General features: G+C 70.3%; 14 protein-coding genes. 5 read left to right on the top strand and 9 right to left on the bottom strand.

Annotated elements, in window-relative coordinates:
- Positions 1-38 precede the first annotated feature (38 nt).
- A complete protein-coding gene (locus WME97_RS28160; protein WP_437541826.1) occupies positions 39-1,214 on the bottom strand; it encodes a lactonase family protein in 1,176 nt (391 codons plus the stop codon).
- Positions 1,215-1,957: 743 nt separating this feature from the next.
- On the opposite strand from WME97_RS28160, the gene WME97_RS28155 reads away from it, so the two are divergent.
- The 3 genes from WME97_RS28155 to WME97_RS28145 all read left to right on the top strand — a co-directional run bounded on the left by WME97_RS28155 (position 1,958) and on the right by WME97_RS28145 (position 6,261).
- On the top strand, positions 1,958-2,755 hold the full coding sequence (locus WME97_RS28155) for a sensor histidine kinase (protein ID WP_437541823.1): 798 nt from the start codon (positions 1,958-1,960) through the stop codon (positions 2,753-2,755).
- A 498-nt stretch (positions 2,756-3,253) separates the two neighbouring features.
- A complete protein-coding gene (locus WME97_RS28150; protein WP_437541821.1) occupies positions 3,254-4,702 on the top strand; it encodes a hypothetical protein in 1,449 nt (482 codons plus the stop codon).
- A gap of 65 nt (positions 4,703-4,767) precedes the next feature.
- Positions 4,768-6,261 (top strand): flavin monoamine oxidase family protein, encoded by a 1,494-nt coding sequence (locus WME97_RS28145; protein ID WP_437541819.1) that lies wholly within the window; start codon positions 4,768-4,770, stop codon positions 6,259-6,261.
- 18 nt (positions 6,262-6,279) lie between these two features.
- Here WME97_RS28145 and WME97_RS28140 read toward each other — a convergent pair whose 3' ends face one another.
- Positions 6,280-8,139, bottom strand: a complete 1,860-nt coding sequence (locus tag WME97_RS28140) for a sigma 54-interacting transcriptional regulator (RefSeq protein ID WP_437541817.1) — start codon at positions 8,137-8,139, stop codon at positions 6,280-6,282.
- Between the two features lie 564 nt (positions 8,140-8,703).
- Here WME97_RS28140 and WME97_RS28135 point away from each other — a divergent pair.
- Positions 8,704-9,876, top strand: coding sequence for an amidohydrolase family protein (locus tag WME97_RS28135; RefSeq protein ID WP_437541814.1), 1,173 nt, complete (start codon positions 8,704-8,706; stop codon positions 9,874-9,876).
- A 1-nt stretch (position 9,877) separates the two neighbouring features.
- On the opposite strand, the gene WME97_RS28130 is transcribed toward WME97_RS28135, so the two are convergent.
- Together WME97_RS28130 and WME97_RS28125 are read right to left on the bottom strand one after the other, a co-directional pair.
- A complete protein-coding gene (locus WME97_RS28130) occupies positions 9,878-10,327 on the bottom strand; it encodes a BMA_0021/BMA_0022 family TOMM bacteriocin (protein ID WP_437541811.1) in 450 nt (149 codons plus the stop codon).
- A gap of 145 nt (positions 10,328-10,472) precedes the next feature.
- Complete coding sequence (locus WME97_RS28125; RefSeq protein ID WP_437541809.1) at positions 10,473-14,702, bottom strand: TOMM system kinase/cyclase fusion protein; 4,230 nt, start codon at positions 14,700-14,702, stop codon at positions 10,473-10,475.
- A gap of 571 nt (positions 14,703-15,273) precedes the next feature.
- On the opposite strand from WME97_RS28125, the gene WME97_RS28120 reads away from it, so the two are divergent.
- Positions 15,274-16,137 (top strand): hypothetical protein, encoded by an 864-nt coding sequence (locus tag WME97_RS28120; RefSeq protein ID WP_437541807.1) that lies wholly within the window; start codon positions 15,274-15,276, stop codon positions 16,135-16,137.
- 256 nt (positions 16,138-16,393) lie between these two features.
- On the opposite strand, the gene WME97_RS28115 is transcribed toward WME97_RS28120, so the two are convergent.
- From WME97_RS28115 to WME97_RS28095, 5 genes are all read right to left on the bottom strand, one after another.
- Entirely contained in the window at positions 16,394-17,491 is a 1,098-nt protein-coding gene (locus tag WME97_RS28115) for a hypothetical protein (RefSeq protein ID WP_437541805.1), read from the bottom strand.
- A gap of 334 nt (positions 17,492-17,825) precedes the next feature.
- Positions 17,826-18,650, bottom strand: a complete 825-nt coding sequence (locus WME97_RS28110) for an ATP-binding protein (RefSeq protein WP_437541803.1) — start codon at positions 18,648-18,650, stop codon at positions 17,826-17,828.
- Positions 18,647-20,212 (bottom strand): IS21 family transposase, encoded by a 1,566-nt coding sequence (istA, locus tag WME97_RS28105; RefSeq protein WP_437541801.1) that lies wholly within the window; start codon positions 20,210-20,212, stop codon positions 18,647-18,649. Before istA ends, WME97_RS28110 begins: the two co-directional genes overlap by 4 nt.
- 227 nt (positions 20,213-20,439) lie before the next feature.
- A complete protein-coding gene (locus tag WME97_RS28100; protein ID WP_437541799.1) occupies positions 20,440-22,152 on the bottom strand; it encodes a hypothetical protein in 1,713 nt (570 codons plus the stop codon).
- 325 nt (positions 22,153-22,477) lie between these two features.
- Positions 22,478-23,932, bottom strand: coding sequence for a HAMP domain-containing sensor histidine kinase (locus tag WME97_RS28095; protein WP_437541797.1), 1,455 nt, complete (start codon positions 23,930-23,932; stop codon positions 22,478-22,480).
- Between the last annotated feature and the right edge of the window lie 42 nt (positions 23,933-23,974).

Here is a 23,974-nt window from a genome sequence, read left to right as displayed (position 1 = left end):
ACCGAGGCCGGCGAACCCTGGACGCCGAGGAACGACCGTCACCGCACGGCGATGCCCTGGGCGCCGCCGCCGGGCGTCAATCCACCCGCCTCCCCGCGTGGGATCAGGCCGCCGTCGCGGCTCACCTGGAATGCGGCGATCGACCCGGTGCCGGCGTTGAGGGTGTACAGAAACCGGCCGTCGCGCGTCATCGTGAGGTCGATCGGCGCCGTTCCGGCGGGGAACGAGGCGGACACGCCGTCGTCGAGCAGCGTCAGCGCGCCCCGGGCGTCGACCTGGAGCCCGGAGAGCGTGTTGCTGCCCGTGTTGGCCGTGAAGACATAGCGGCTCCCAGGGGCGCCGGCGATCCAGCAGGTCGCTCGCTGGAAGGTGTCGACCGTGTCGCTGATGACAGCGAGGCTGCCATCGGGCCCGATTTTGTACGAGGACACCACGCTGGTGTCGCCGGTCGCGGGCACGCCGTCGCCGCCGACCTCCGCAACGATGAGATGGCCGCGACGATCGAAGGCGAAATCGAACGGGACAAGGCCCCTGGAGATCGTCGTGACCGGCGCGTCGCTGGGCAGCCCGCGGCCGCTCATGGGGAACACGTGGAGCTGATTGGACCCCTTGCCTGCCACGACCAGCGCCTCTCCGTCCGGAGAGAAGCCGATCTGACCCGGCGTCGCGGCGAGCGACGGCGGCGTCGTGCCTCCGAGGCCGAGGCCGCGGTTCGATCCGTCGAGCGGGACGAGCTCGCCGCACGGGTTCACTTCAAAGCCGGCGATGTTGCCTTCGCCACCCACGTTGAGGACATAGAGAAGGTCGCCGTGCGAGGCGACGCTCACCGGGAAGTCGCCGCCCGAGTCGACAACGTCGAGCAGCGTCAGGCCGTGCGGGCCGACGCGGAACATCGACACCTCGCTGCTGCCCGCGTTCACGGCGAAGAGGAGCTTCCCGTCCTCGCTGAGGACGAGCGACCCCTGGGATCCGAGCGCGTTGATCGGCCGGGTCGGCGCGCCGAGCCCTCCGGTCGCGTACGTGCCGGCGTACGAGAGCGAGCCGTCCGCCGCCCGGTCATACGCCATCACGGAGTTGCCTTCTCCGGCGTTGGTCATGACGAAGATCTGGCCGTGCCGGTGGACGCCGCTGCCGTGCGCCATGGCGTCGCCGGGCGCGCCCGCCGCGAAGAGAGCGAAGCTCAGGGCCGTGATGCTCATCGTGCTGCGAAACATGAGGAAGCTCCTGGGGAATGGCGCCGCGAACCCAGCGGCGCGGGCTTGTCGGTGCGTCGATCGTCGAGGCGCATCTCCGTCGTGACGACGGGCACGGCGCGCCCCGAGCTCGCGGGCGCGGCTCTGCGCGCTCCGTCGGGCGGGTTCATCCGCTGCTACGCGGAAGCCCCTCCGCGGTTTCGCTGCCGTCGACCGGTCCGCTACGGCGCCTCAGCCCTTTACCCGGGCGTCGATCCGCCTGCGGCAGCCTGGTCGGCGCGCGTGAGTGGCCCTGCCTCGCGTGACGGATCGCCCAACCTGAGTCGGATCGCCCAACCTGAGTCGGATCGCCCAACCTGGGTCGGATCGCCCAACCTGGGTCGGATCGCCCAACCTGGGTCGGGTTGCCTGCCGGATCGCCCAACCTGGGTCGGGTCACGGTCGTCCGGGTCGGATCGCCGAACCTGGGTCGGATCACGGTCGTCCGGGTCGGATCGCCGAACCTGGGTCGGGTCGCTCCAACCTGGGTCGGGTCGCCCCGGGTCGCCCCGCCCCCCGAACCCGGGTCGGGTCGCTGCCGGTTCTGCTTCTTGCGTACCTGAGCAACCGTTCGCCGGGCGCCACGGCACCCCCGCCCTCGGCGGCCCGGAGCCAGCGCGAGGTGCCGCGGAAATCGCGCTTCTCCCAGGGCGATGACGCGTGGCATCGCCGATGCTTCGGACGCGATCGCGAAAGTCCATCCACTCTCCAACGGGAGTTGAACCATGTCCGTCTCGAACGCCCCTCTCACTGGAACCCCCGAAGCTCGCCGGCCCGCCCGCGGCTGCGAGCCCGACGCAGGCGCCAGTGTTCGGGACGAGTTCCTCACGCTCGCGTCGCACGAGCTCCTGACGCCGCTGACCTCGCTCAACTTGCAGGTGCAGCGGATGAAGCGGCTGAGCGAGCAGCGGGCGGAGGACGGGTCAACGTGGGTCGCCTCGCTCGAGGTCGTCGGCCGGCAGGTCAACCGGCTCACCCGCCTCTGCGATGACATGCTCCAGGCGATCCGGCTCCGATCGGGCCCGCTCGATCCCGAGCGCGAGACCGTCGATCTCGGCGCGCTCGTCCAGGAGGTGATCGCCGGGCTCCCGGTGGAGCTCCGCTCCCCGTCCTCCACGATCTCCATCGACGCGCCGGAGGGCGTCGTCGGCCGCTGGGACCGCGAGCAGATGGGACGCCTCGTGTTCCATCTCGTCAAGAACGCCATCCAGTTCGGCGCGGGCCGGCCGATATCCATCGAGGTGAAGGCCTGTCCCGGCGGAGCGGAGCTCCTCGTCCGCGATCGAGGCGCGGGCATCGCGGAGGAGGACCAGGCCCGCATCTTCAGGTGCTTCGAGCGCGCGGGCGGCGTTGTGCACTTCGGCGGCCTCGGGCTCGGGCTCTACATCGCGCGCGAGATCGTGCGCGCTCACGGCGGAACCATCGGCGTGGAGAGCTCGCCGGGCTGCGGCTCGACGTTCCTGGTCGAGCTCCCCCTCGAGCCCGAGCCCGCCAGTCGGGCCGCCATCTCGCTCGCTCCCTGACACCGTCGCTCCCTGCGACGCCCGTCCACACGCCGTCACCCTCCCCATCCCCTCGTCGAGCGCCCGCCCACACCGCGAGGCGTCCCGCACCCCCGCCATCCACGTGAGCTCACCGGTCGCGCGCGGCGCGCCCGACGCCCGCCGCCTCGTGCGATCCGCAGCGCAGGCACGCGCCCGCGCGACCTGTCCGCTCGCGGCGAGATCTCGAGATCTCCCGCCTCGCAGAGGACGCCAACACCCGTCGACTACGGGGCGCGCCCTCCCTGGCGCGCAATCCATTGCTCGATCGTGTAGCGGTCCGTGCGCTCCTCCCCGATCGCGCGGCCAGCGCGCCGATATCCCCGTGAATCTGCGTGAGCTCCGCCGGCACGAGGTGTGCTCTGGCTCACGTGAGAGCTAGGGCCAGATAGGCAATCCGCGTTCGACGAATGCTCGATCGAAGCGGAGCCGATCGATCGATGGGGCGTCGTCGTGGCGCCCGCGTCGCAGGGGAGAACCATGAAGATCGAAGCGACCAGCGACCTCATCAGCATTGTGCTCGGCAAAGGTCACCCCACCATCGTCTCGGAGGCTGCGAAGAACACCGAGGCTCACGGCGCGCGTCATCCCATGAGCGCGCGACCCGCCGGCCTCGCGGAGCTCGACGGGGAGAGGGCGCCTTCCGGCCGCACCGCCGCCCCTCGCTACCAGAGCGCCGTGACCCAGCCGGCCGCCGGCCTCGCGAAGGCGCCGGAGCTCCTCGCCGCGAAGCAGCGCGTGCTGTCCGGCAGCAGGCTACCTGCGGCCTCGGTCCGCTTCGCCGGCCCTGCCGAGATCGACGTCTTCCTCGGCGAGCTCGATCAGGCGATCCGTCCTTTCGAGGACTGCTTGCGAAGGGCAGGGGCCCGACACGGCGACAGGGCCGCCCAGCTCAAGGCCATCATCAAGAAGGCCTCGATCCAGACCAGCAAGACCCGGTTCGAGTGCCCCCGGGACATGGCCGAGTTCGACGCGAGGCTCGAGCGGATCGTGCGGACGGGTGAGCCCATCGTGCTGGCCATGCCGGAGGGCGGCGGCAAGGTGCCAGTGCCGCTCAAGACAGGCAGGTTCGGCCGGGGGCCCGATTTCGCCGAGTTCCTCGGCATCAAGATGCGAGCGGCGCTGGCGCGCGTCCTGCGCGAGTTCCACCCTGGCGGCGCCCACGTGGTGGTCGTGCCGGACACGTGCCTTCACACCCGCGACATGGGCTTCTGCGCGGACGAGGTCCGGAGCCACCTCGAGCAGCTCTGGCGCGATCTACCCCGCCTCGGCGTCCGTGACGAGGTGATCGTCGCCGATACCCTCGCGTACCTGCCCGCGGAGTGGGCCAGCGTCGTCGAGCGCAGCGCCGCGGAGGTGGTCGCCTCGATCGCGGAGGATGAAGCGGTGAGGGAGGCGGCCGCCGCCCAGTCGCGATCGCTGATGTTCATCAAGGACTGCGGCCTCTCCGACGAGGACGAAGCGGTGCTGTTCTATGCCGCCGTGGCCGGGCACCCGGACGGGATCCCCACCGCGCTCGCCGCCCAGGCCAGGGCCTTCCAGGCGGCGACGGACGAGGTGACGCCCCTCTACATGGCCATCAACCATCATGGCATCCGGGGCCTCGGCCTGATCGAGCGGGTTGTCGACGGGCTCGGCTTCTCGAGCGCGAGTTACCTCCGCGCGAGCGTCCACGCCAAGCCCGGCTGTCCGCGGCCCGCCCTCAGCGTCTTCCATGCCCTGGCGCCGGTCGCCCTCTTGCCGATGCACGCCCTCGGCGTGCGCGTGATCGACGAGACGCCTCGCTGGGGGCTCTCGTTCGATGTCGTCGGGCGGATGCGCGGCTGGCAGGCCGTCTGCGAGGCGACCACCGGGCGCTTCCTGTTCTATGAAACGACGCAGGAAGGCGTGGAGATGGACGGCGCCTGTGCCGAGCGGGCAGCCGCGTGACGGCGCCGCGGAGGCCGGCGGGGACGCCGGCCTCACCCCCTGTCCAGGAACCGAGGAGGACCCGCGTGCAAGAGTTCGATACGATCGTGGTCGGCGCCGGCATCACCGGCCTCTACTGCAGCTTTCGCCTCGCCCAGCGGGACCCCGGCCGCACCGTCGGGCTCTTCGAAGCCTCGGAGCGGTTCGGGGGCCGGATCGAGACGGTCGACCTCGATGGTTTCCTCGCCGAGTGCGGCCCCATGCGCTTCGAGAAGCGCCGGCAGCGCCTGCTGATGGGGCTGCTCGACGAGCTCGGCCTGAAGACCAGGCCGTTCACCCCGTATGCGGCCGAGCCTGTCCAGGGGCAGCGGTTCTCCCTCGCCCCCGACGAGGCCGGACCCGCTCATCGCCCCCACACGACGCTCGAGCTGATGAAGCTCGGTATCCTGAGGATCTTGAAGGACACCCCGTGGGCGAGCCCCGGCAACCCGGACGACCCCAGGGACGAGGAGCACCGGGAGTGGCTGAGGCGCCTCGCGGAGGACGACTATGCCAGCATGCGCCGCGGCGCCAGGCTGGGAGGCGACTTCCTCTACGAACAGGGGTTCTGGAACGCGCTGAGCGACGTCCTCAGCCACGGGGCCGTGCTCGCGATCCGGGATCAGGGCACGTTCTTCCACCTGATCCCGGAGAACCCCAACGCCATGGACTGGATCGTCTTCTGGCTTCGCGCGCTGTCCAGCGAGGGGGAGGGGGACGCCTCGCTCGTCAGCATCGAAGGCGGCTCCCGGGCGCTACCCCTCGCCCTGGTGCGGGAGCTCGAGCGGCGCCCCGAGCAGGTCGCCATCCACCTTCGCCACGCGCTCACGTCGCTCGCGGCAGCGGAAGGAGGGAAGATCCGCCTGCAGTTCGCCCGCGGCGAGGAGACGGTGGAGGCCGTCGCGAAGCACGTGATCCTCGCCTTGCCCCGCAGCCCCCTGATGCGGCTCGCCGGCTGCTTCTCCCGGGAGATCCAGCGGGATCTCGACGCGGTCTTCGGGTTTCCGCTCCTCAAGTGTTTCCTGGTCACGGACGCGCCGTGGTGGACGGGGCGCACGCCGCCCCACAGGAACGCGTCGCTGATGCCCGCCAGGGAGGTCCACACCACCTACCGCGAGAGCGACGGCAAGGGCATGATCATGCTCTACACCGATCGACCGGCCACGGAGTTCTGGAAGGTCTATGTCCAGGGCGAGGCCCACGATCGCGCGGAGATCGACGGCAGCGAGGCGCTGAAGCGGCAGCTCCTGAAATACCTCGGCGTGGATCTCCAGGACCCGGCCGGGCGGCAGCGCGCTGCCGGCGCCGTGACGACCTGGGCCATCCGGGACTGGAGCCGGGAGCCCTACGGGGCGGGGGCCCATACCTGGCGGCCAGGCGTCAGGTCGTGGGAGGTCCTCGAGAGGCTGAGGGCGTTCGACCTCCCCGGCAGCAACGCGCCTGTCGGCCGCGTCCATGTCTGTGGCGAGGCCTACTGCGATTATCAAGGGATCGAGGGCGCGCTCCGCTCGGCCGAGAGCGCGCTCCAGACCGTGCCCTGATCGTCGATGCGGCGCGCGCTACGGCTCCCGGGGGGGCGCGTACCCGAGCCGCTTGATGCCGAGCGCCTTGAGCTTGTACACGAGCGTGCGCAGCGGCATGCCCAGCGCGCGCGCCGCCTCCGTCTGGTTCCCGCTCGCCTTGCGGAGCGCCTCGACGATCAGCTCGGCCTCGCAGCGCTGGAGCCGCGTCTTCAGGTAGTCCCCGCCCGGGGGCGCGGCGGTGAGCTCTCCGACCTGGTACGGCGGCTCCTTCTCCGCCTCCGCCGCCGGCTCGGAGGAGGGCGCCGCCCGGGCGCGCTCAGGCAGATCCTCCTCGGCGATCCACTCGCCCTCGGCGATGACCACGGCCCGCTCGATCGCGTTCCGCAGCTCCCGCGCGTTCCCAGGCCAGGAGTACGCCCGGAGCCGCGCGAGCGACTCGGCGTCGAAGCCGCGGATCGACCGGCCGTTCGCCTGGTTCGCCTGGTCGAGGAAGCGCAGCGCGAGCGGCTCGATGTCCTCCGGGCGCGCCCGGAGCGGCGGGATCGTCATCGTCATCGTGTTCAGGCGGTAGAATAGATCGCTGCGGAACGCGCCGGACGCGCACATCGCCTCGACGTCGCGGTGGGTCGCCGCGACGACGCGCGCGTCGACGTCGATCGGCTTGTTCGAGCCGACGCGCGTCACCTGCCGCGTCTCGAGGACGCGCAGGAGCGCGGCCTGCACCGCGGCCGGCAGCTCGCCGATCTCGTCGAGGAAGACCGTCCCGCCGTCCGCCGCTTCGAACACCCCTCGCTGCTGCTGCCACGCCCCGGTGAACGCGCCGCGCTCGTGGCCGAAGAGCGTGCTCTCGACGAGCTGCTGCGGGATCGCCCCGCAGTTGACGCACACCATCGGCTTGCCGCTCCGCGGGCCGCTGTCGTGGATCGCCCGCGCCACGACCTCCTTGCCCGTCCCCGTCTCGCCCAGCAAGAGGACCGGGATCGACGAGCGCGAGACCCGCTTGACGATCTCGAAGACGCGGCGCATCGCGGAGCTCACGACGACCGGCTCGAAATTGCAGGCGCCCGGGCTGCTCTTCCAGGTCCCGCCCGGCGCCGAGCGCACCGGCTGCTCCACCGTCGCGCTGCGCACGGCGCTCCAGCACCGATCGAGCAGCTCCTCCGCCACGGTCCCCGCGTCGGGGAACGTCGCGAACCCCGCGAGCACGACGGGCGACCCGCCCCCGGGCGGCGCGGCGAGCGCGCGCGCCACGTCGAGCGCCACCTCGGCCCCGGCCTCGAGCAGCAGCGCCGCCACCACGTCCGAGCTGTAGAGCGCGATCCGGTCCACGGGGCGCAGCAGCGCCCGCACGCGCGGGAACAGGTGGCTCACGTGGGCGCCGGGCTGGCGGGCGACCCGGGCCATCACGACGGCGAAGCTCCGCCCGAAGTACCGCGCGCGCTTCACCTCCTCCTCAAGGGCGACGCGGAGCTGCTCGTGGCTCATCAGCCCTGGCAGCTCGTCCTCGGCCGCCGTGATCGAGCGGACGGCGACAACCACCTTGCCGAGGATCACCTCCTCGCCCGGCTTCACCTCGCCTCGCGTGATGCGCTCGCCGCCGAGCCAGGTGCCGTTGGTCGAGCGCAGATCCTCGATGACGACCTTGTCGCCGGACTGGGTGAAGCGGGCGTGCTCGCGCGAGAGGCTGACGTCGCCGATCTGGACCTGCGACGGCGGCGCCCGGCCGATCACGACCGGCACGCCCGGGCTCAGCACGGCGCGCTCGGCGCCGTCGCGGTGGTAGACGAGCAGGGCGACGCGTCGATCGTCCTGCCTGACACCCTGGATCGCATCGATGAAGCTGCTGGACAGCGGCGTTGTCTCCGGGCCGATGTCCGTCTCGCGAATGCCTGCCACGCTGCTCACCCCCTTCTCACACGACCTCGCCCCCGGGCTCGCGGGCGGCGCGTCGCGCGCGCTCCCGCGGCCTGCGCCGGCGAGCCCGCTCGCCCGCGCTCCAGGCAGGCGCTCGCTGACGCTGAATTGCGCACCAGCACGGGCGTCTCCGGCGGGCGGCGACGCACCAGCTTGTCCATCAGGGTCCGGTGTTCATGAAGCGCATCCCACGCACTCCGCGCCTCCAACGCACCCGGCGCACCTTGCAATTCAAGCACCACCTGGGTGTCGAGCTCGCTGGTGACAAGGAGACGGTGTTCCTGATCGGCGAGCGCGAGCGCACCATGCTCCGCGGCCGTGTCGTTCACCTCGTGGGGCCGCTGCTCGACGGCCCGCGGACGGCGGACGAGCTCGTCGCCGCGCTCGACGAGAGGGAGAAATTAACGCAAAGGCGCAAAGGCGCAAAGACGCAAAAAAGAATTTGTATTTTTGCGTCTTTGCGTCTTTGCGTCTTTGCGTTGAACTCTCTCTCCGGAATCCTGGCCGGATGTCTGACATGCGGCACCAGACCAGAGGAGATGTCCCGTGCGCGACGGCTATCGCATCCTCGACGCGGATCGTCACGTGCTCGAACCGCTCGATCTGTGGAAGGCCCACCTCGAGCCGGAGCTCCGCGCTCACGCCCCGTACCTCGCGTACGCCGGCGACGGCGAGCCGCTGGCCGACCGCGTGGCGCACCTCGGGCCGGAGGGGTTGCTCCGGCTCCCCCCGCAGCCGATGGTGGATGGCCGGCCGGTCCATCACCGGATGAGCGCGCGGACCTGGCGCGCGATCGCCGCTGCCGGGCGCCGGCGGCTCGGGGCGCTCGCGTCACTCGGGCCGCTCGAACAACCGCGAGCGCAGCTCGACGACATGGATCGCGAGGGCATCGACGTGGCGTTCCTCTACCCGACGCTCGCGCTGGCGCTCCTCGGCATGACCCCGCTGGATCCCGCGCTGGCGAGCGCGCTCGCCAGCGCGTACAATACCTGGCTACGGGGCTTCTGCGATCACGACCCCTCGCGCCTCCGTGGCGTGGCCCTGATGAGCCCGCACGATCCGGCGCAGATGGTACCCGAGCTCGCGCGCGCGGCCGCGCTCGGCTTCCGCGCCGTCGTGCTCCGGCCCAACCCCGTCGCGGGGCGGACGCTGGGCGACCCTGCTTATGAGGCGTTCTGGGCCGAGTGCGAGCGGCGCTCGATCGCGGTCGCCATCCACGAGGGCACGCACGCCTCCTTGCCCGCGGCCGGCGCCGATCGCTTCCGTAGCCGCTTCGCCCTGCACGCCTGCTCGCACCCGATGGAGCAGATGATGGCCTTACTCGCGCTGATCGAGGGCGGCGTGCTCGATCGCCACCCCGGCCTGCGGGTGGCCTTCCTCGAGGCCGGCTGCGGGTGGCTGCCTTACTGGCTCTGGCGCCTCGACGAGATCGAGTATCGGGGCCTGGCCGAGGAGGTCGCGCCGCACGTCCGCCGCGAGCCGTCCGCGTACTTCCGCCGCCAGTGCTTCATCGAGATCGAGCCGGACGAGCCGTGCCTGGAGCAGGCGATCCCATGGCTCGGCGAGGACAGGGCGATCTTCGGGACGGACTTCCCCCACATCGATCACGACGCAGGCATGGTGGAGCGGGCGCTCGCGCTCCGCCGCAAGCTCCCCGGAGAGAGCCTCCGCAAGATCCTCTGGGACAACGCCGCCAGCTTCTACGGCGTCGAAGGTTGACTCAGCAGACAATGGCGGACGACCCGGGGTCGCTGGCGAGCTCGGCCAGCGCGACGGGCTGATCCTCCAGCTCCGGCGGCGGTGGAATATAGAGCGTGATGGCGCCCGCGGACGGGTCCCAGCCCCTGCGCTGCTCGCAGAAGCGCAACGCGTCGCCGTCCGGCGACCCTGCCTCCCGGGCCTCGCGGATGGTGAGCTCGATCCCCGGCGGGACCGCATAGCCGCAGCAAGCCATCAAGTACCCCCGCGGATCGCTCTTCAGCCGATCGAGCTGCGTCGCGTCTTCCCAGCAGAGCGCGACGGCGCGCAACCAGGCTCCTTCCAGCTCCAAGAGCCCTTCCTCCATCGCTCCTCGCTCGTGCGGGGGGCGCGCCTCCTCGTCGAGATGCGCGGGAGCGCCGTGGGTTTCCGCGATCCTGGACATGTACTTGGATGAATGATGGGAAAACATGATCACCTCCAATGGCCGGTGCCGCAGGCACTGGCATGGGATATGGAACTCATTGAACCGGCGCCGCGCGCCGTCGAGCCCTTCGCGCATCCAATGCAACTCAACGCAAACGCGATGAAGGTGACGGAGGTGCCGCCGCCGAAGATCAATCGGTCACCTCCTGGAGCAGCGATCGCGCCTCGGCAAATTCGGGAAGATCGGCGCACTCCACAGGCCAGTCGGTGATCTGCCTGAGCAGGGGACGCGCCTCGTCGCGCCGGGCTTGCTGCACGAGCATCTGGCAGAGCGCCAGCGTCGAGCGCAGCTCGAACGTTCTTGCACCCTGCTCACGCGCGACAGCGATCGATCGCCGCAAGCACTGCTCGCTCTCCTGCTCCGCGTTGGCGCCCAGGGCGCGGAGAGACAGCGCCTTCAAGCGGTAGAGCTCCGCGACGTAATACGCGTCCCCCGATTCCTCGGCGAGCAGCAAGCAGCCCGCGAGCTGCTCCACCGCGGCGTCGTGCTGCCCGCGCTCGGCCTCGAGCTCCGCCACGAGAGAGAGCCAGTACGGTAGGCCGACCTGCTGGCCGGTGTCCCGGATCGTCTCGACGTGCTGCCTCAGTTGCGCGAGGTCGCGCTGCGTCCAGGAGCGCAGAGCCCAGCAGTGGGCCGTGACCCAGAGCTGATGATGCTCTGTCAGCTGGAGGAGGGCGTCGATCATCGCGGCGACCTGCTCCCGTTCTCGGCCGTAGTGGTAGACGCCGGCCAGGTGGACCAGCGCCATCCCGAGGCTGTTCGGGTGGTCGAGCTCGCGCGCCCAAGCCACCGCGGCCTGCCCGTGGGCCAGCGCTTGCGCCGGAAAGCCCATCAGATAAAGCGCCATCGAGAGCGTGTACAGCCCCCAGACCTTGACATCGACGCTATAGAGGAAAGCGTGCTCTCGATGTGCCGGAGCGTCGTAGAGCGCGATGCCTCGGTCGAGATGCTGGCGAGCCTCTGCGAGCTTTCCTTCGATATACAAGCATTGTCCGAGCAGGACCATCGACGAGACCAGCTCGCCGGTGTCGTGCGATCGCCTGGCCATGCCGAGGAGCCGCTCCACCATCGCCCGCGCCTCACCGCGATGGCTCCGCATGTGGTGGTACCAGAATATCGCCCGCAGCGTTGGCGCGGTGATCTCGCTCTCCCCGAGCTCGTCGCTCAGCTCCTCGCAGCGGTGGACCGCCGCCTCGAGCTCCCTCGGCATGTCCCCGCGCCGGCCCACGAGCGCCAGGATCAGCAGGCTGTTCAGGCGCAGCTCCGCCAGCGCGCGCTCCCGCGCGTCCGCGATGGCCGACAGCCAGCCGAGCGCCTGCGTCACATGGACGATCGCCTCGGTGTCGTCGGCGTTCGCGGGCCGCTTCAGCGCGCGCTCCGCCGCGATCTCCGCGTACGCGATCGCCCGCTCCAGCTGCTCGGCCGCCGCGTGGTGGTGCGCGAGCAGGTTGGGCCGCGCCGCGACGATCTCGGGGAAGCGCGCCTCGAGCGTCCGGGCGATGATCGCGTGCACCTTCCGCCGGCTCCGCTTCGAGAGCGACTCGTAGGCCGCGTCCCGGATGAGCACGTGCTTGAACTGGTACGTCGGGTTGTTCAGCCGCCGCTTCCTGTGGATGAGATCCGCGGCCATCAGCCGCTCGAGGTCCTCCTGGACCTGCTCCCCGTCGAGCGCGGACACGGCGCAGAGCACGTCCTGGCAGAACTCCCGGCCGAGCGCCGCGGCGATGCGGGCCGTCTCCTTGGCCCTGCCGAGCCTGTCGAGGCGCGTCATAAGGAGGCCCCGCAGCGTCGTGGGGATCGCGAGCGCCGAGAGCGGCTCGGCGAGGCGGTAGTGGTCCCCCTCCTCCACGAGCGCCCCGGACTCGAGCACCATCCGCGTCAGCTCCTCGACGTAGAGCGGGACGCCGTCGGTCCGGTCGACCACCTGCGCCAGCACGGGCCCAGGCAGCGCGCGGCCGCCGGCGAGGCGCGCCACCAGGTGCTCGACGTCCGACCGATCCAGGCGGCTCAGCTGGATCTGGAGCATGCTCGACATCGACCAGGGCGGCGAGAACTCGGGCCGCGCTGTGAAGACCGCCATCAGCCGCGCCGAGGGCACGTCGGCGATCATCACGGCCAGCCACTCGAGGGTCGTCGGATCGGCCCACTGCAGGTCCTCGACCATGAACAGGACGGGCTGCTCCTCGGCCATGTCGAAGAGCATCGTCACGAGCACGTTGAGCGTCCGCTCCTTCTGCCGCGGCGGCGGGTCCAGCGGGGCGGCGTAACGTCCTTCGAGGGGGATCGACAGCAGCGCCGCCAGCAGCGGCACCATCTCCGAAAGGTCGAAGCCGCGGCGCGAGAGGAGCGCCTCGAGCCGGGCGAGCCGGCGTCCCGGCGCGTCGTCCCGGCCCGTCTCGATCAACCGCTCCAGGAGCTCGATCAACGGATAGAGCGCGCTGCTCCGCTGATCGGGCACGCAGCGGCACTCCAGGCAGCTGTGCCGCTCGCCGCGGAGGCGCCGGGCGAGCTCCCCGGTGAGGCGCGACTTGCCGATCCCGGGGCCGCCGGTGACGAGGATGCTCTGCCCGATGCCCTGCCGGACCTGGCTCCAGCGCTGGAGCAAGAGATCGAGCTCCTGGCTCCTCCCGATCAGCGGCTCGGTGTCTCGGCCGGCGATGTCCTGGTCCTGGGCCGGGGGAGGGATCTCCTGCCCCATGCGGTAGATCGCGAGCGGGCGCGCGACGGACGAGAGATCGGGCGGCGCCATCGGCTCGAGCGCGAACCGGCTCCGGAGGAGCCTGAAGGTCTCGCCGCTGACCACGACCGTGCCCGGCGCCGCGGCCGCGCTCAGCCGGGCCGCGATCTGCGGTGTCGTCCCGAGGTGCTGTGTGTACCGATGGAGCTGACCGGCGACCACGAGGCCGGTGTGGAGCCCGATCCGGACCTCGAGCGCCACGCCCCGCGCCGCCGTGAGCTGCGCGCTGCGCGCCTTCACGTCCGCCACGACCTCCAGCGCCGCGCGGGCGGCGCGCCGGGCGTCGTCCTCCTGCGCGGAGGGATAACCGAAGTGCAAGAGGACCTGATCCCCCAGCGCGCCCGCGAAGCGCCCCCGGTGGCGGCGGGCGATCTCGGCGCAGGCGTCCTGTTGCTCGTCGAGCACATCGTCGATCTCCTCGACGTCGGTGGTCTTCAGTCCCGGGCCCGAGGCCGTGAAGGTGCAGCAGACGACGGTGAGGGGCCGCCGCTCGCCGTCGGGTCGCTCCAGCGCCGGTCCCTCTGGCCCCGGCGGGGCCGGCGCGTCCACGCGTCGGGGCGTGGCCGGAGACGGCATCGTCTCGGCCGCCGCGTGGTCGCTCGGCAGCGCCCGGGGCTCCCCCGAGGGCGCGTCGAGCGGCGCCGTCTCGCTCGCGACGCGGCGCCACGGGCTCGCGTCCTCCGCGCCTTGGGTCGGGGCAGGCGGCGAGCGCGGCGCTCGCGCGGCCTCGACGAGGTCCTCGCGGCTCAGCGTCTCCACGTCGCAGGCCTCGAGCTCGCGCAGCAGGCTCGAGGCCGTGACGACGCGCGCGGCCATGTCCTTGAGGGTCGCGCGCCGGAGCAGGGCGCCGAGCGGGTGCCCGAGGAGCGCCGGCGGGATCGGGATCGGCTCGGGGCTGGCCTGCCGGAAGAGCACCTCTTGCAGCGATCTGCCGGTGATCGACGGCTTGCCGGTGAGGCACTCGAGGAAGACGAGCCCCCAGGCGTACAGGTCCGAACGCACGCTCACCGGCTGTCCGAGGAGCTGCTCCGGCGCCGCGTAGGCCGGCGTGCAGAGGATCTCGTTGCTCGGGGTGAGCTTGGGATCCACGCCCTCCATGGCCCCGGCGATGACCGCGCCGATGCCGAAGTCGAGCACCAGCGCGTTTCGCCGCGCGCCGGTCGAGACGATCATGATGTTGCTGGGCTTGAGGTCGCGGTGGACGACGTTCTGCCCGTGGGCGCAGCCGAGGGCGTCGAGGACCTGGAGCATCAGGTACCGCGCCTCGCGCGGATCGAGGGCGATCTCCTTGGCCAGCACCTCCGCCAGGTTCTGGCCGGGCACGAACTCGAAGATGGTGTAGAGGGTGCCGTCGTCCGTCTGTCCGGCGTCGATGAGCCGGACGATGTTGGGGTGGTGGAGCTGCGCGCAGAACCGCGCCTCCTGGTGGAAGCGGGCGCAGCGCCGCGCGACGTCGGCGGACTTGCTGCCCCGGATCGGGTGCATGACCTTGATGGCCACGGCCTGTCCGGTGGCGAGCTGACGCCCCTTGTAGACGTCGGCGAAGCCGCTCTCGCGCAGCGCGGAGACGATCTCGTAGCGCTCCTGGAACACGGCGCCCGTGGCGATGGCGCTGTGGCTCATCCCATCTCCCTCCGCCGGGCGGCCCGGCGCGACCGGGGGAGCGGGCGTGATCCGGAAAGGGCGGCGCGCTGCGCCGGTCGTCCCGCCTCATCGATGAAGCGTCTGGACAGAGCGGCTGTCGATCTCGTCAGCACACCTTGTCCACGGCCGACCTCGCTGCTCACGTTGGTTCATATAGGGTGGACCTCGTTCGACGTCCGTCGATGCCGAGCGGGTTCCGGCGGATTCGGCGAAGAAACCCCGGAAGACGCTCGCGCCCGGTCGGCTCCGTGCCGGCTCCGTGGGGATCGGCTTCAGGGAGCCGGGCAGGCGTGCGCGGGCTCGACTCTCGCGGGGCGGCGGCCGAGCTCCGCCTGCGTGTTCGATCCAGCTACAATCTTTTATCGTGGCTGCTGTCGCGGCGACCGAGCGAGTCGTGGTGAACAGCGGCGAGTTGACCTCTGGCACGGCCGGTGAGAGGGCGGTGACGCGGACTTCGTCGGCGCTCGACGCGCGCGGGAGCCGGGAGCGTTCCTTGTGCGGTGAGCGACGATTCAATGCTTTTCAATCCTTTGTGGAAGGAGCACGAAACATGCTGAGGCAACTGGCGACCCACATCGTTTTGCTCGCGCTCGCGGCGGCAGGTCCGGTCGCGTGCGGGGGCTCGGGTGACAGCCCCGCGGACGCCGGCAGCGTCGCCAGCGGGAGCGGCGGCGCGGCGGCTTCCGGCGGACAGACCTCGGGGAGCGGTGCGACCGGCGGAGGCGGAGACGGTGGAACGGGCGGCAGCGCCTCGGGGAGCGGCGGCGCGGGCGCGGGCGAAGCGGGCACCGGCGGCGCCGGCACGGGCGGCGCGGGTGACGGCGGCGCGGGCGCGGGCGAAGCGGGCACGGGCGGCGCGGGCGACGGCGGCGCGGGTGGCGCAGACACGGGCGGCGCGGGCGGCGCGGACACGGGCTGCCCGGGGACGGGGGGGATCACCTACACGCTCGCGAAGGTCGCCTCGCCGACGGCGGAGCAGCAGTCTGCATACGACAAGATCACGAGCGCGATGGATGAGGCGCTGTCGCACTACAACTGTCAAACGAGCATCGAGAAGCGCCTGTCGGTGTCCTACGTGCCGTCGGTCGCGACGGCGGACGGCAACGTCAATGGGTCCATCCGGTTCGGCGCGACGAGCTCCATGAACTACATCACCGCGATGCACGAGATCGGTCACACCCTGGGGGTCGGCAGCCGTGAGTTCGGCGCGCTGGTGGTGGACGGCGTCTTCACGGGCGAGGCGGCGACACGCCAGCTCAGGGCCATCACGGGCAACGAGAGCGACGTCGTGCACGCGGACACGCAGCACTTCTGGCCGTACGGTCTCAACTACACGACCGAGGTCAAGACGACGGACGATCTCGTGAACCACTGCAAGATCGTGGTCGCCATCCGCGAGGACATCGGGTTCTGACGGAGCGATTCCGCGGGGGCGAACCGTTGCGATCCGTCGGATCGCAAGAGCTCTCGCGCCTGACGCATGAACGTACCGGGGTCGTCGGACAGAGCCCAGTTCCGCCCGCCCGAAGTCCGGCCATCTCTGGCCGGACTTCTGCGCCGCTTCGCGGCGGCTTCGGGCGGGCGGCACTGGCTTTGTTTCCTCGGGCCTCCGCCCCGAACCCCAGCGCCGGCTTCGCGCCCGCGGGCTCTGCCGATTCCAGGGCGAGGCCTCAGTGAGCGCGGCTGGACGTCGCGCGCGCCGGGGTGACGCCACGGCAGTTGCCGGCGCAGAGCGTCGCCTGCAGGAAGTCTTCGCGGAGCTGCAGGTCGGTGAGCAGGAACGGCGAGAGCCGGCCCGTGCCGTCCGAGCCCCCCGTGCGCAGCGGCGATACGTGGTAGAAGTTGTCGATCACCGGCGCCTCCGCTGCGTGACAACCGTTGCACGTCTGCTGGGCGAAGGCGTGGCGCACCTGCTCGCTGACCCCCAGGACCGTCCATTCGAAGTTCGCGTCCGACTCACCGCTGAGCATCCACCCAGGGACGATCGCGGTGCCAGCAAGGATCGCCGACGCGTTGCGGGAGACGTAGCTCCCAAGCTCCGCGGAGCGTTCGAACGCGAACGACTTGGCAGGCGTCTGCTTGGTGGTGGTGATTCGTAGGCGCGCCGGGCTGTCCGCGACCAGGTTGAACTCCCGCAGCTGCCAGGAGGAGAAGAACGGATCGAGCAACTCGTTGGTGCGCAGCTGGCCGAGCGCGCTTCCGTTCACGCCGGCCAGGTTCGCGCCGCGCGCTGCGTACTGGTCGGTGATCATCTGCAGCCGCGCATTGTAGTTCTCTCCGAAGGGCAGCGTGCCGAGCGCGTGGAACCGCTGCGTCCACACCTCCCTCGACGCGCTCGCGGGCAGCTTGTACTCGAAAATGACGGTCATCGCCTGCGCGGATCCGCCCTGGTTCAGGCCGAAGACGAAGCGACCTTCACCCGCGCCCCCCGAGGCGAGATCGATCCGGTTCACGATGGCGAGCAGCTTGAACGGGGATTGGCTGAGGTCGATCTTGTTCGTCCCCGGGATCTTCGGCCATGAATCGATCAGCGCCATCACGTTCACCCGATCCTGGACGGGGTATCCATTGACGGTCCCCGCCGCGAACCCCTTGCTCAGCCAGCTCGCGACGAACTCCGACGGGTCCGCGCCCGGGGTCACCATCTGCTCCATGAGCCAGCGGAAGCTCCAGTGCCCGTTCTGCGCGCTGGAGGCGCGCACCGGATCGTTCACCACCGAGGGATCCACGATCATCAGCTCCTTGAACCGCGAGACGGTCTCTGCCACGTCGCAGGGTCATGGGGCCACCCCGTCGCAGGGTCATGGGGCCAGGGGGAGACGCCGTGATCGGTCTCGACCATGCCCGAGACCGCGAAGCGTGTCGAGGTCCCCGGAGCCGGGCGCGCAGCGACCGGCGACGTCTCTCTTTTCGCAGGGTCATGGGGCCACCCAGGCCCCCGTGTAGATCCCGGCAGGGTCCGCGACGCCCAGGAGCAGGCAGGTACACCCCGCCCCCGGCGACACCCGCGCTCCCGTCGACGAGGGGGGCGAGGCACGCCGATCGGAGCGAGGGGTCAGAGGCGCGGCCCCGGGCTCGACGTCCTCGCCGGGGCCGCAGCGGTCATCGCCGCCTGCTGCGTGGGTGGGTGGGCGGCTTGCTGCGCGCGGGCACCGGCGCGGCCGTGGTGCTCTCGTCGAGCTTCGGCTTGAGCCGCGGTCTGTACGACTCCCCCTCGATGATGAAGTCGAACGCCGCGTTCTTGAACCGATCGACGGCGCTCTGCGCGAGCAGCACGTCGTCGAACATCGCGAGCCACTCGGCCGTGTCGCGATTGCTCGTGACGATCATCGAAGCGTTGCCTGTGCGTTCGAGGAAGAGCTGGTACACGTCGCGGCTCTCTTCCTTGTTCATCGCCTCGAGCGCGAAGTCGTCAAGGATGAGCAGGTCGACGGTCGTGAGCGTGATCATCTCGGCGTCGCGTGAGTTGTCGAGCCTGCTCTGGCGCAGCCTGCGCAGCATCGCGTCGGCGCGCAAGAAGCGCACGCTGTAGCCGTGCTGGCACGCGAGGTGTCCGAGCGCGTTCGCGAGGTAGGTCTTGCCCACGCCGACAGAGCCGAGGATGACGATGTGCTTGTGCTCTTCGAGGAAGCGTAGGCTCGTGAACCCGCCGAGCAGACGCTTGTCGAAGCTGACCTTCGCGGTCTTGTCCCAGAGCTCCAGGCGCATGGCCGGGTCGAGCCCGGCGTCGCGTACGCGACTCTCCGTCGCGCTGGCCTCGCGACGCGCGATCTCGTCGGTGAGCAGCATGAGCAACAGCTCCTCGTGTCCCATCGACTGCTTCTCGGCGACCAGGAGACGCTCGCGCAGCGTCGCCGCGATGCGGCCGAGACGAAGACGCTTGAGCGCCGTGATGAGCGCGGGGTCGACATCGCTCGAGCTGATCACGAGTCCTCCTTGGTCGCGGCAGCCGCCGGCATGCGCGTCGCGAAGTGCTCCGTGCTGCGCGCGAACCGCGGCGCGGGCAGCGCAACGACCGTGCGCTGCCCCGTGGACGGTGACGCCGGTGTCTTCGCCGTCTCGAGCATGCGCGCCACGCGCTGCACGTCGACGACATCAAACGCGAGCGCGCTCTGGCAGATCGCCTCGACACGCCCGTTACCGAACTTCTTGCACAGACGCAGCAGCGCGTAGACCAGCCGCATGCGCGTCCAGGGCAATGGCACCGCGAGCAGCCGCTCAGCGTAGACCCCGACATGCACTCCGCACTTCTTCGCGCTCGCGATGAGCGAGGCGACGTCGCGCACCGCCGCGACGTCCTTGCCCATGGGGTAGTCGCTCGGATCGGTGGAACGCTTGCCCGGCGCGACGCGCGCGTGCACTTTCACGAGCTCCGTGCCGGCGTAGATCCTCACCGACGCGCCGTCGGCGCGGACGCGCACTGTGCTGCCGACGTAGCGGGAGGGCACGCTGTAGAGCGACCGGAGCACCTGCACGTGATGATCAGGGTGCACCTTCGCGTCGGTCCAGTACGGCACGTCGAACGGCGCGGCCGGCGCCGGCTTCATGGCGCTCCTCTCGCGCGCCTCGAACACCTCGCGCGGCACCTCGCGCGTCGTGCCGTGGACGCGCGCGCCGGCGACGTCGCGGCACCACCGCTCAGCCGACACGCGCGCGTCGTCGAGGCTCGTGAACGACTCGCCGTCGAACCAGCTCTCCCGCACGTAGGCGACCTGATTCTCGACACGTGCCTTGTCTCTCGGCGACCTGACACGCGCGGCATCCACGAACAGCCCGCGCGTCTGAGCGTAGTCGAGGAAGGCCGGCACGAGCACGGGGGTGAGCTCGTCGGCGCGCAGCACGATGGCTTTCATGTTGTCCGGGATGATCACGCGCGCCATCGCGTCGAAGAACCGCCACGCCGCATCCAGGCCCGCGCACACCGCCACGGTGGTCTGCTCGAACGAGGGCCACACGAACTGGTAGCGGCTGTACACGAGCGTCACTACGAGCACCCACAGATTGCGAACTCGCTGCGTCGCAGGATCGAACAGCCTGCCCATGAGGCCGAAGTCGACCTGCGCGACCTCGCCGGGCTCGGTATCAGCGACACGAACCGTCGGCGTCTTCTTGCGCCACGCGAGCTCCTCCTTGGCGAAGCGCCAGAGCGTGTCGTAGCTCGCCGTGACGCCGTGGTCGCGCTGGAGCAGCGTGTGGATTTTCCGCAGCTTCAGCGGGCGAGATTGGGCGAGCCAGGCCTCGATACGCACGCGATGCGCGTCGATCTGCTTCCTCTCGTCGCTCGCGTCGGGCACCGGGCGCGCCTGCACGCGCTGGGCGATCGCATGAATCTCCTCGTCCGTCGGCTCGCGGTCGCGCGGCAGTGGCAACGTCGCTGCGGCCTCGAAGTACCTGCCGACCGTCTTGCGATCGAACCCCGTCTCGCGCGCCACCTGACGCGCGCTTTGCCCCGCCGCACGACGGCGGAGCATTTCCTTGATGTCAACCATGATCAGCTCTCGGTAGGGCATCGGGCTCCTTCCGACGGCGACCCGCGCCGTCGTCGGAAGGAGCCCGTCTCAGATCCCGACCGCGGCGTCCCGAGCTGGCCCCATGACCCTGCGAAAAACCTCGGAAGCTGGCCCCATGACCCTGCGAAAAACTAGGTCACGCCCCCGCGCGGGTGGCCCCATCCTCCTGCGATTGGGGTGGCCCCATGACCCTGCGAAAAACGCCGTCAGGTGGCCCCATGAGCCTGCGAGCTGGCAGTCTCCTCCGTGGTCCGGGCGCAGAACACGCCGGGGCCGATGGGATCGCAGGCGGCGCCGATGTCCCCCTGGAGCACCGTGTCCTCGAACAGCACGACCGGCGAGCTCGGGGTATCGCCGCTCCGGAGGTTGACCCGGTTCAGCCCGATGACCGGTGACGAGGAGGTGATCTCGACCCACCCGACCGAGCGTCCGTTGGCGGAATCCGAGGCCGGCAGCGAGAGCCACTCGGGATCGGCGCCCGAGCGCCACATGCCACGCCCGGCGATCTGCCGGGTGAAGAACGTCAGATCGCCCGAGCCGTCCACCTTGTGAATCCGGACGGTGATGGTCGCCGGGTAGCTGCTTGGGTTGTTGACGACGAGATCGGTCCACTGCCTGTATCCCGCCGTGCTCGGCCATTTCTTCAGGTAAAACGTCGCGAAGCTCTGGCTGGCGGTGGTCTGGTCGAGCGGCTCGTCGTCGAACAGCTTGAAGGGCGAGCTGGCCGTGTTTCCGTCGCGGAACATCACCCGGTTGAGACCGAACACAGGGTGGCTCGCGGTGATCTCGGTCCAGCCGATGGGGCCGGCGGCGCTGGACCAGCTCGCGTCGCCGAAGGCGTTCCACCAGCCCATGGCCGGGATCGTCCTCGAGAACGAGGCGAGGTCCGGGAGGCTGCCGTCCGGCCGCCGCACGACGACGTTGATGGTCGCGGGCGTCGGGTTGGGATTGACGACGACAGGGTGTGACCACTGGGTGCTCGTCCCGCCCGCCGTCGAGCCTTTGAGGAAGAGGGGGGCGCGCAGGGTATGGGCGGCTCCGGCCTGGAAACCGGAGTCATCGAGGAGGATGGGCGACGCGTCGTACGTGGCGCCGCTCCGCATCGCGAGCCGGCTGGAGGCGACGACCGGCGCGTCCGAGAGCACCTCGATCCAGCCGATAGCGCCGCCGTTGCCGGGGTCGGTGGGCGGGATGTTCAGCCACTCGGGCTTGCCGTAGGATGACCAGGAGCCCTTCGCGGGCACGGTGACGTTCCGGGTCGCGTGCACCCCGCTCCCGTCAATCTTGTGCACCCGCACCGTGACGTGCGCCGGCGCGGCGTTCGGGTTGTTCACAGTGACGTCCGTCCACTGGGTGACGCCGCTCGTCCCCGTGGGCCACTTTCGCAGGAAATAGGGAGAGAAGAGCCGCAGCGACGGGGACTTCAGGAACGGAGCATCATTGAAGAGCGCGACTGGGGAGTTGAACGTCGTGCCCGTCCGCACGTCCAGCCGGTTGTTCGCCACCACGGGCACATCGGCGGTGAGCTCGATCCAGCCGGTCGAGCGATGGTTCACCGGATCTGTCTCCGTTGCGCCGAGCCAGTCTGGCTGGCCGTACGAGTTGTACCAGCCGCGCGCGGGAATCGTCTTCGAGAGCACGGCGAGCGCTCCGGTCCCGTCGTTGCGGTGGATGGTGAGCGTGACCGTGGCCGGGGTGGGATTCGGGTTGTTGATGACGACGCTGGACCACTGCGTCCGTCCGTCGGTCGTCGGGACGTTCTTGAGGTAATCACCGGCGAACTGATGCGTGGAGCTGGCGATGGACTGCTGGGCGCTGCCGAGCGGCTCGTCCATCGTCCTGTCACCGTCGCCGCCTGCGCAGCCCGCGGCCAAGGCGAGCGCCCCGTACACGGCTGCTGTTTGGTTGATCTTGAGCATGACTTCCTCTTTCGATGTTTGATTTCAAGCGATCAGATGTGATTCATCTGTCTCGCGCGTCCGGCATACGCATGACGTCGATCTTGCCGCTCGAGGTGCGCACGAGGCACGCCCGCGACGACTGGACCAGCGCCCTGGCCGACGCGTACCGGTCAGGAGCACAGACCACGAAGTTATCCGTCCGATATCGATGGCCGCGCGTGCGCGCGTGACAGCCATCCCCTGGCGTGGCGTGGCCGGGGGGAGCCTCGCCCTCGGTGAGCGATCAAGCTATGTCGCGACCTCTTCGACGCAGGAGAGGTTGCGCGACCGAGTTGAACGTACCCTAGACGCGGCGTGAAACGTCGACGAGCTGGGTGTGTACGCCGTGTGAAACCAGCGGGAGGCGGATGGTGAACATCGCTCCCTGCCCCGGTGGCGAGACGACGGCGATGGATCCCCCGTGCGCCTCGACGATGGCCTTCGTGAGCGCGAGGCCGAGGCCGGTACCCCGGCCGCCAGGCCGGTCGGTGAAGAACCGGTCGAAGATCCGGTGCACGTTCTCGGGCGCGATCCCCGGCCCCGTGTCGCTCACCTTGATCTCGCACGCGCCCTCGACGGCGCGCACCCGGGTCACCACGGCGCCCCCCTCGCCGGCGAAGGATACCGCGTTGTCGAGCAGATTGCGGAGCGCGACCTCGATCCGCCCAGCAATACCCAGGACCCTGGCGGGGGCAGCGTCAACCTCGAAGCGGAGACCGGAGTGCCGCTCGTCGATGCGCATGGCATCGACCATCCCACGGAGGAGCTCCGCGACGTCGATCTCGGCACGCTCCTCGTTGGGCAGGCCCGCCTCGGCGCGCGCGAGATCAAGGAACTGAGTCACGAGCGCGTCCAGTCTGCGGCCACTCTCGAGCAGCGCACGGCCCAGGCGCTCCGCTCGCGACGCGGCGAGCGGCCCCTCGCGCATCGCGTCCGCGGCCGTGAGCACGACGGCGACCGGGCTCTTGAGCTCGTGCACGAGGTCTGTCATGAAGTCGTGATTGCGGCGATTTCGTTCGGCGATGGCAGCGAGGAGCGTGTTGAAAGCACCGGCGACATCAGCGATCTCCACCGGCCCGCGCAGATCGATGACCTCGCCCGACAGCGGCGTGCGGGCGCGTGAGAGCACCTGGTGCCGCAGCTCGTGGAGCGGCGCGACCATGCGCCGGACGAGCCAAGTCGCAACGAGGAGGCCGACCAGCAGCATGTATAAAGTATACTTGAGCACCGGATAGCGCACGTCGTAGAGCGCGAGGAAGGCCAATCGCGCGCTTTTTTGCGAGACCACTACCCGCGAGCCTCCTGGCCCAGCCGTCCGGATCGCCGTATGGCAGACGAGCAACGTGCCGTTGATCGTGCGAACGCAGCCATCGTCGCGGCCATCCGCGAGCGCACGACGGATCTCGGGACGCTCTGGAAGCGGCAGCGCTGCCTCTTCGTAGGTGCGCAGGGTCGGCGGACCTTCGGGGCCCCAGAAGAGCTCGCCGATCCGGTCCCGGAGCGAGGTGGCGGGCTCATGATCGCAGTCCACGATCACGCGGCCGTCAGCGTCGATCACCCGAACGCGCACCTGGTTGTGAAGGGATGCCGCGTCGACCGCGGCGCGAAGCGCGCTCCAGTCCCGGTCATCCGTTTCCACGACGGCCCGGGCAGTCTCGGCGCCACGCTGGGCGCGCTCCTGGTTCCGGCGGATCGTCTCATCCGTACCGTCGAGGATTCTTGAAGCGACGAAGAGCGCGGCGACGGGCAGCGCCAACACCGTCAGGATCCCGGCGTAAGCCTGACGGCGTAGCGAACCCCT

Source organism: Sorangium sp. So ce367 (assembly GCF_051520455.1).
GTDB lineage: Bacteria > Myxococcota_A > Polyangia > Polyangiales > Polyangiaceae > Sorangium > Sorangium cellulosum_B.
The sequence above is the reverse complement of the archived record's forward strand: the minus strand, read 5'-3'. Positions and strand labels throughout refer to the sequence as shown.

Coding starts and splice junctions, on each gene's coding strand:
- WME97_RS28125 (WP_437541809.1), bottom strand. CDS start 14,702: ATGAGCCACAGCGCCATCGCCACGGGCGCCGTGTTCCAGGAGCGCTAC.
- WME97_RS28160 (WP_437541826.1), bottom strand. CDS start 1,214: ATGTTTCGCAGCACGATGAGCATCACGGCCCTGAGCTTCGCTCTCTTC.
- WME97_RS28155 (WP_437541823.1), top strand. CDS start 1,958: ATGTCCGTCTCGAACGCCCCTCTCACTGGAACCCCCGAAGCTCGCCGG.
- WME97_RS28120 (WP_437541807.1), top strand. CDS start 15,274: ATGCTGAGGCAACTGGCGACCCACATCGTTTTGCTCGCGCTCGCGGCG.
- WME97_RS28100 (WP_437541799.1), bottom strand. CDS start 22,152: ATGCTCAAGATCAACCAAACAGCAGCCGTGTACGGGGCGCTCGCCTTG.
- WME97_RS28150 (WP_437541821.1), top strand. CDS start 3,254: ATGAAGATCGAAGCGACCAGCGACCTCATCAGCATTGTGCTCGGCAAA.
- istA (WP_437541801.1), bottom strand. CDS start 20,212: ATGGTTGACATCAAGGAAATGCTCCGCCGTCGTGCGGCGGGGCAAAGC.
- WME97_RS28130 (WP_437541811.1), bottom strand. CDS start 10,327: ATGTTTTCCCATCATTCATCCAAGTACATGTCCAGGATCGCGGAAACC.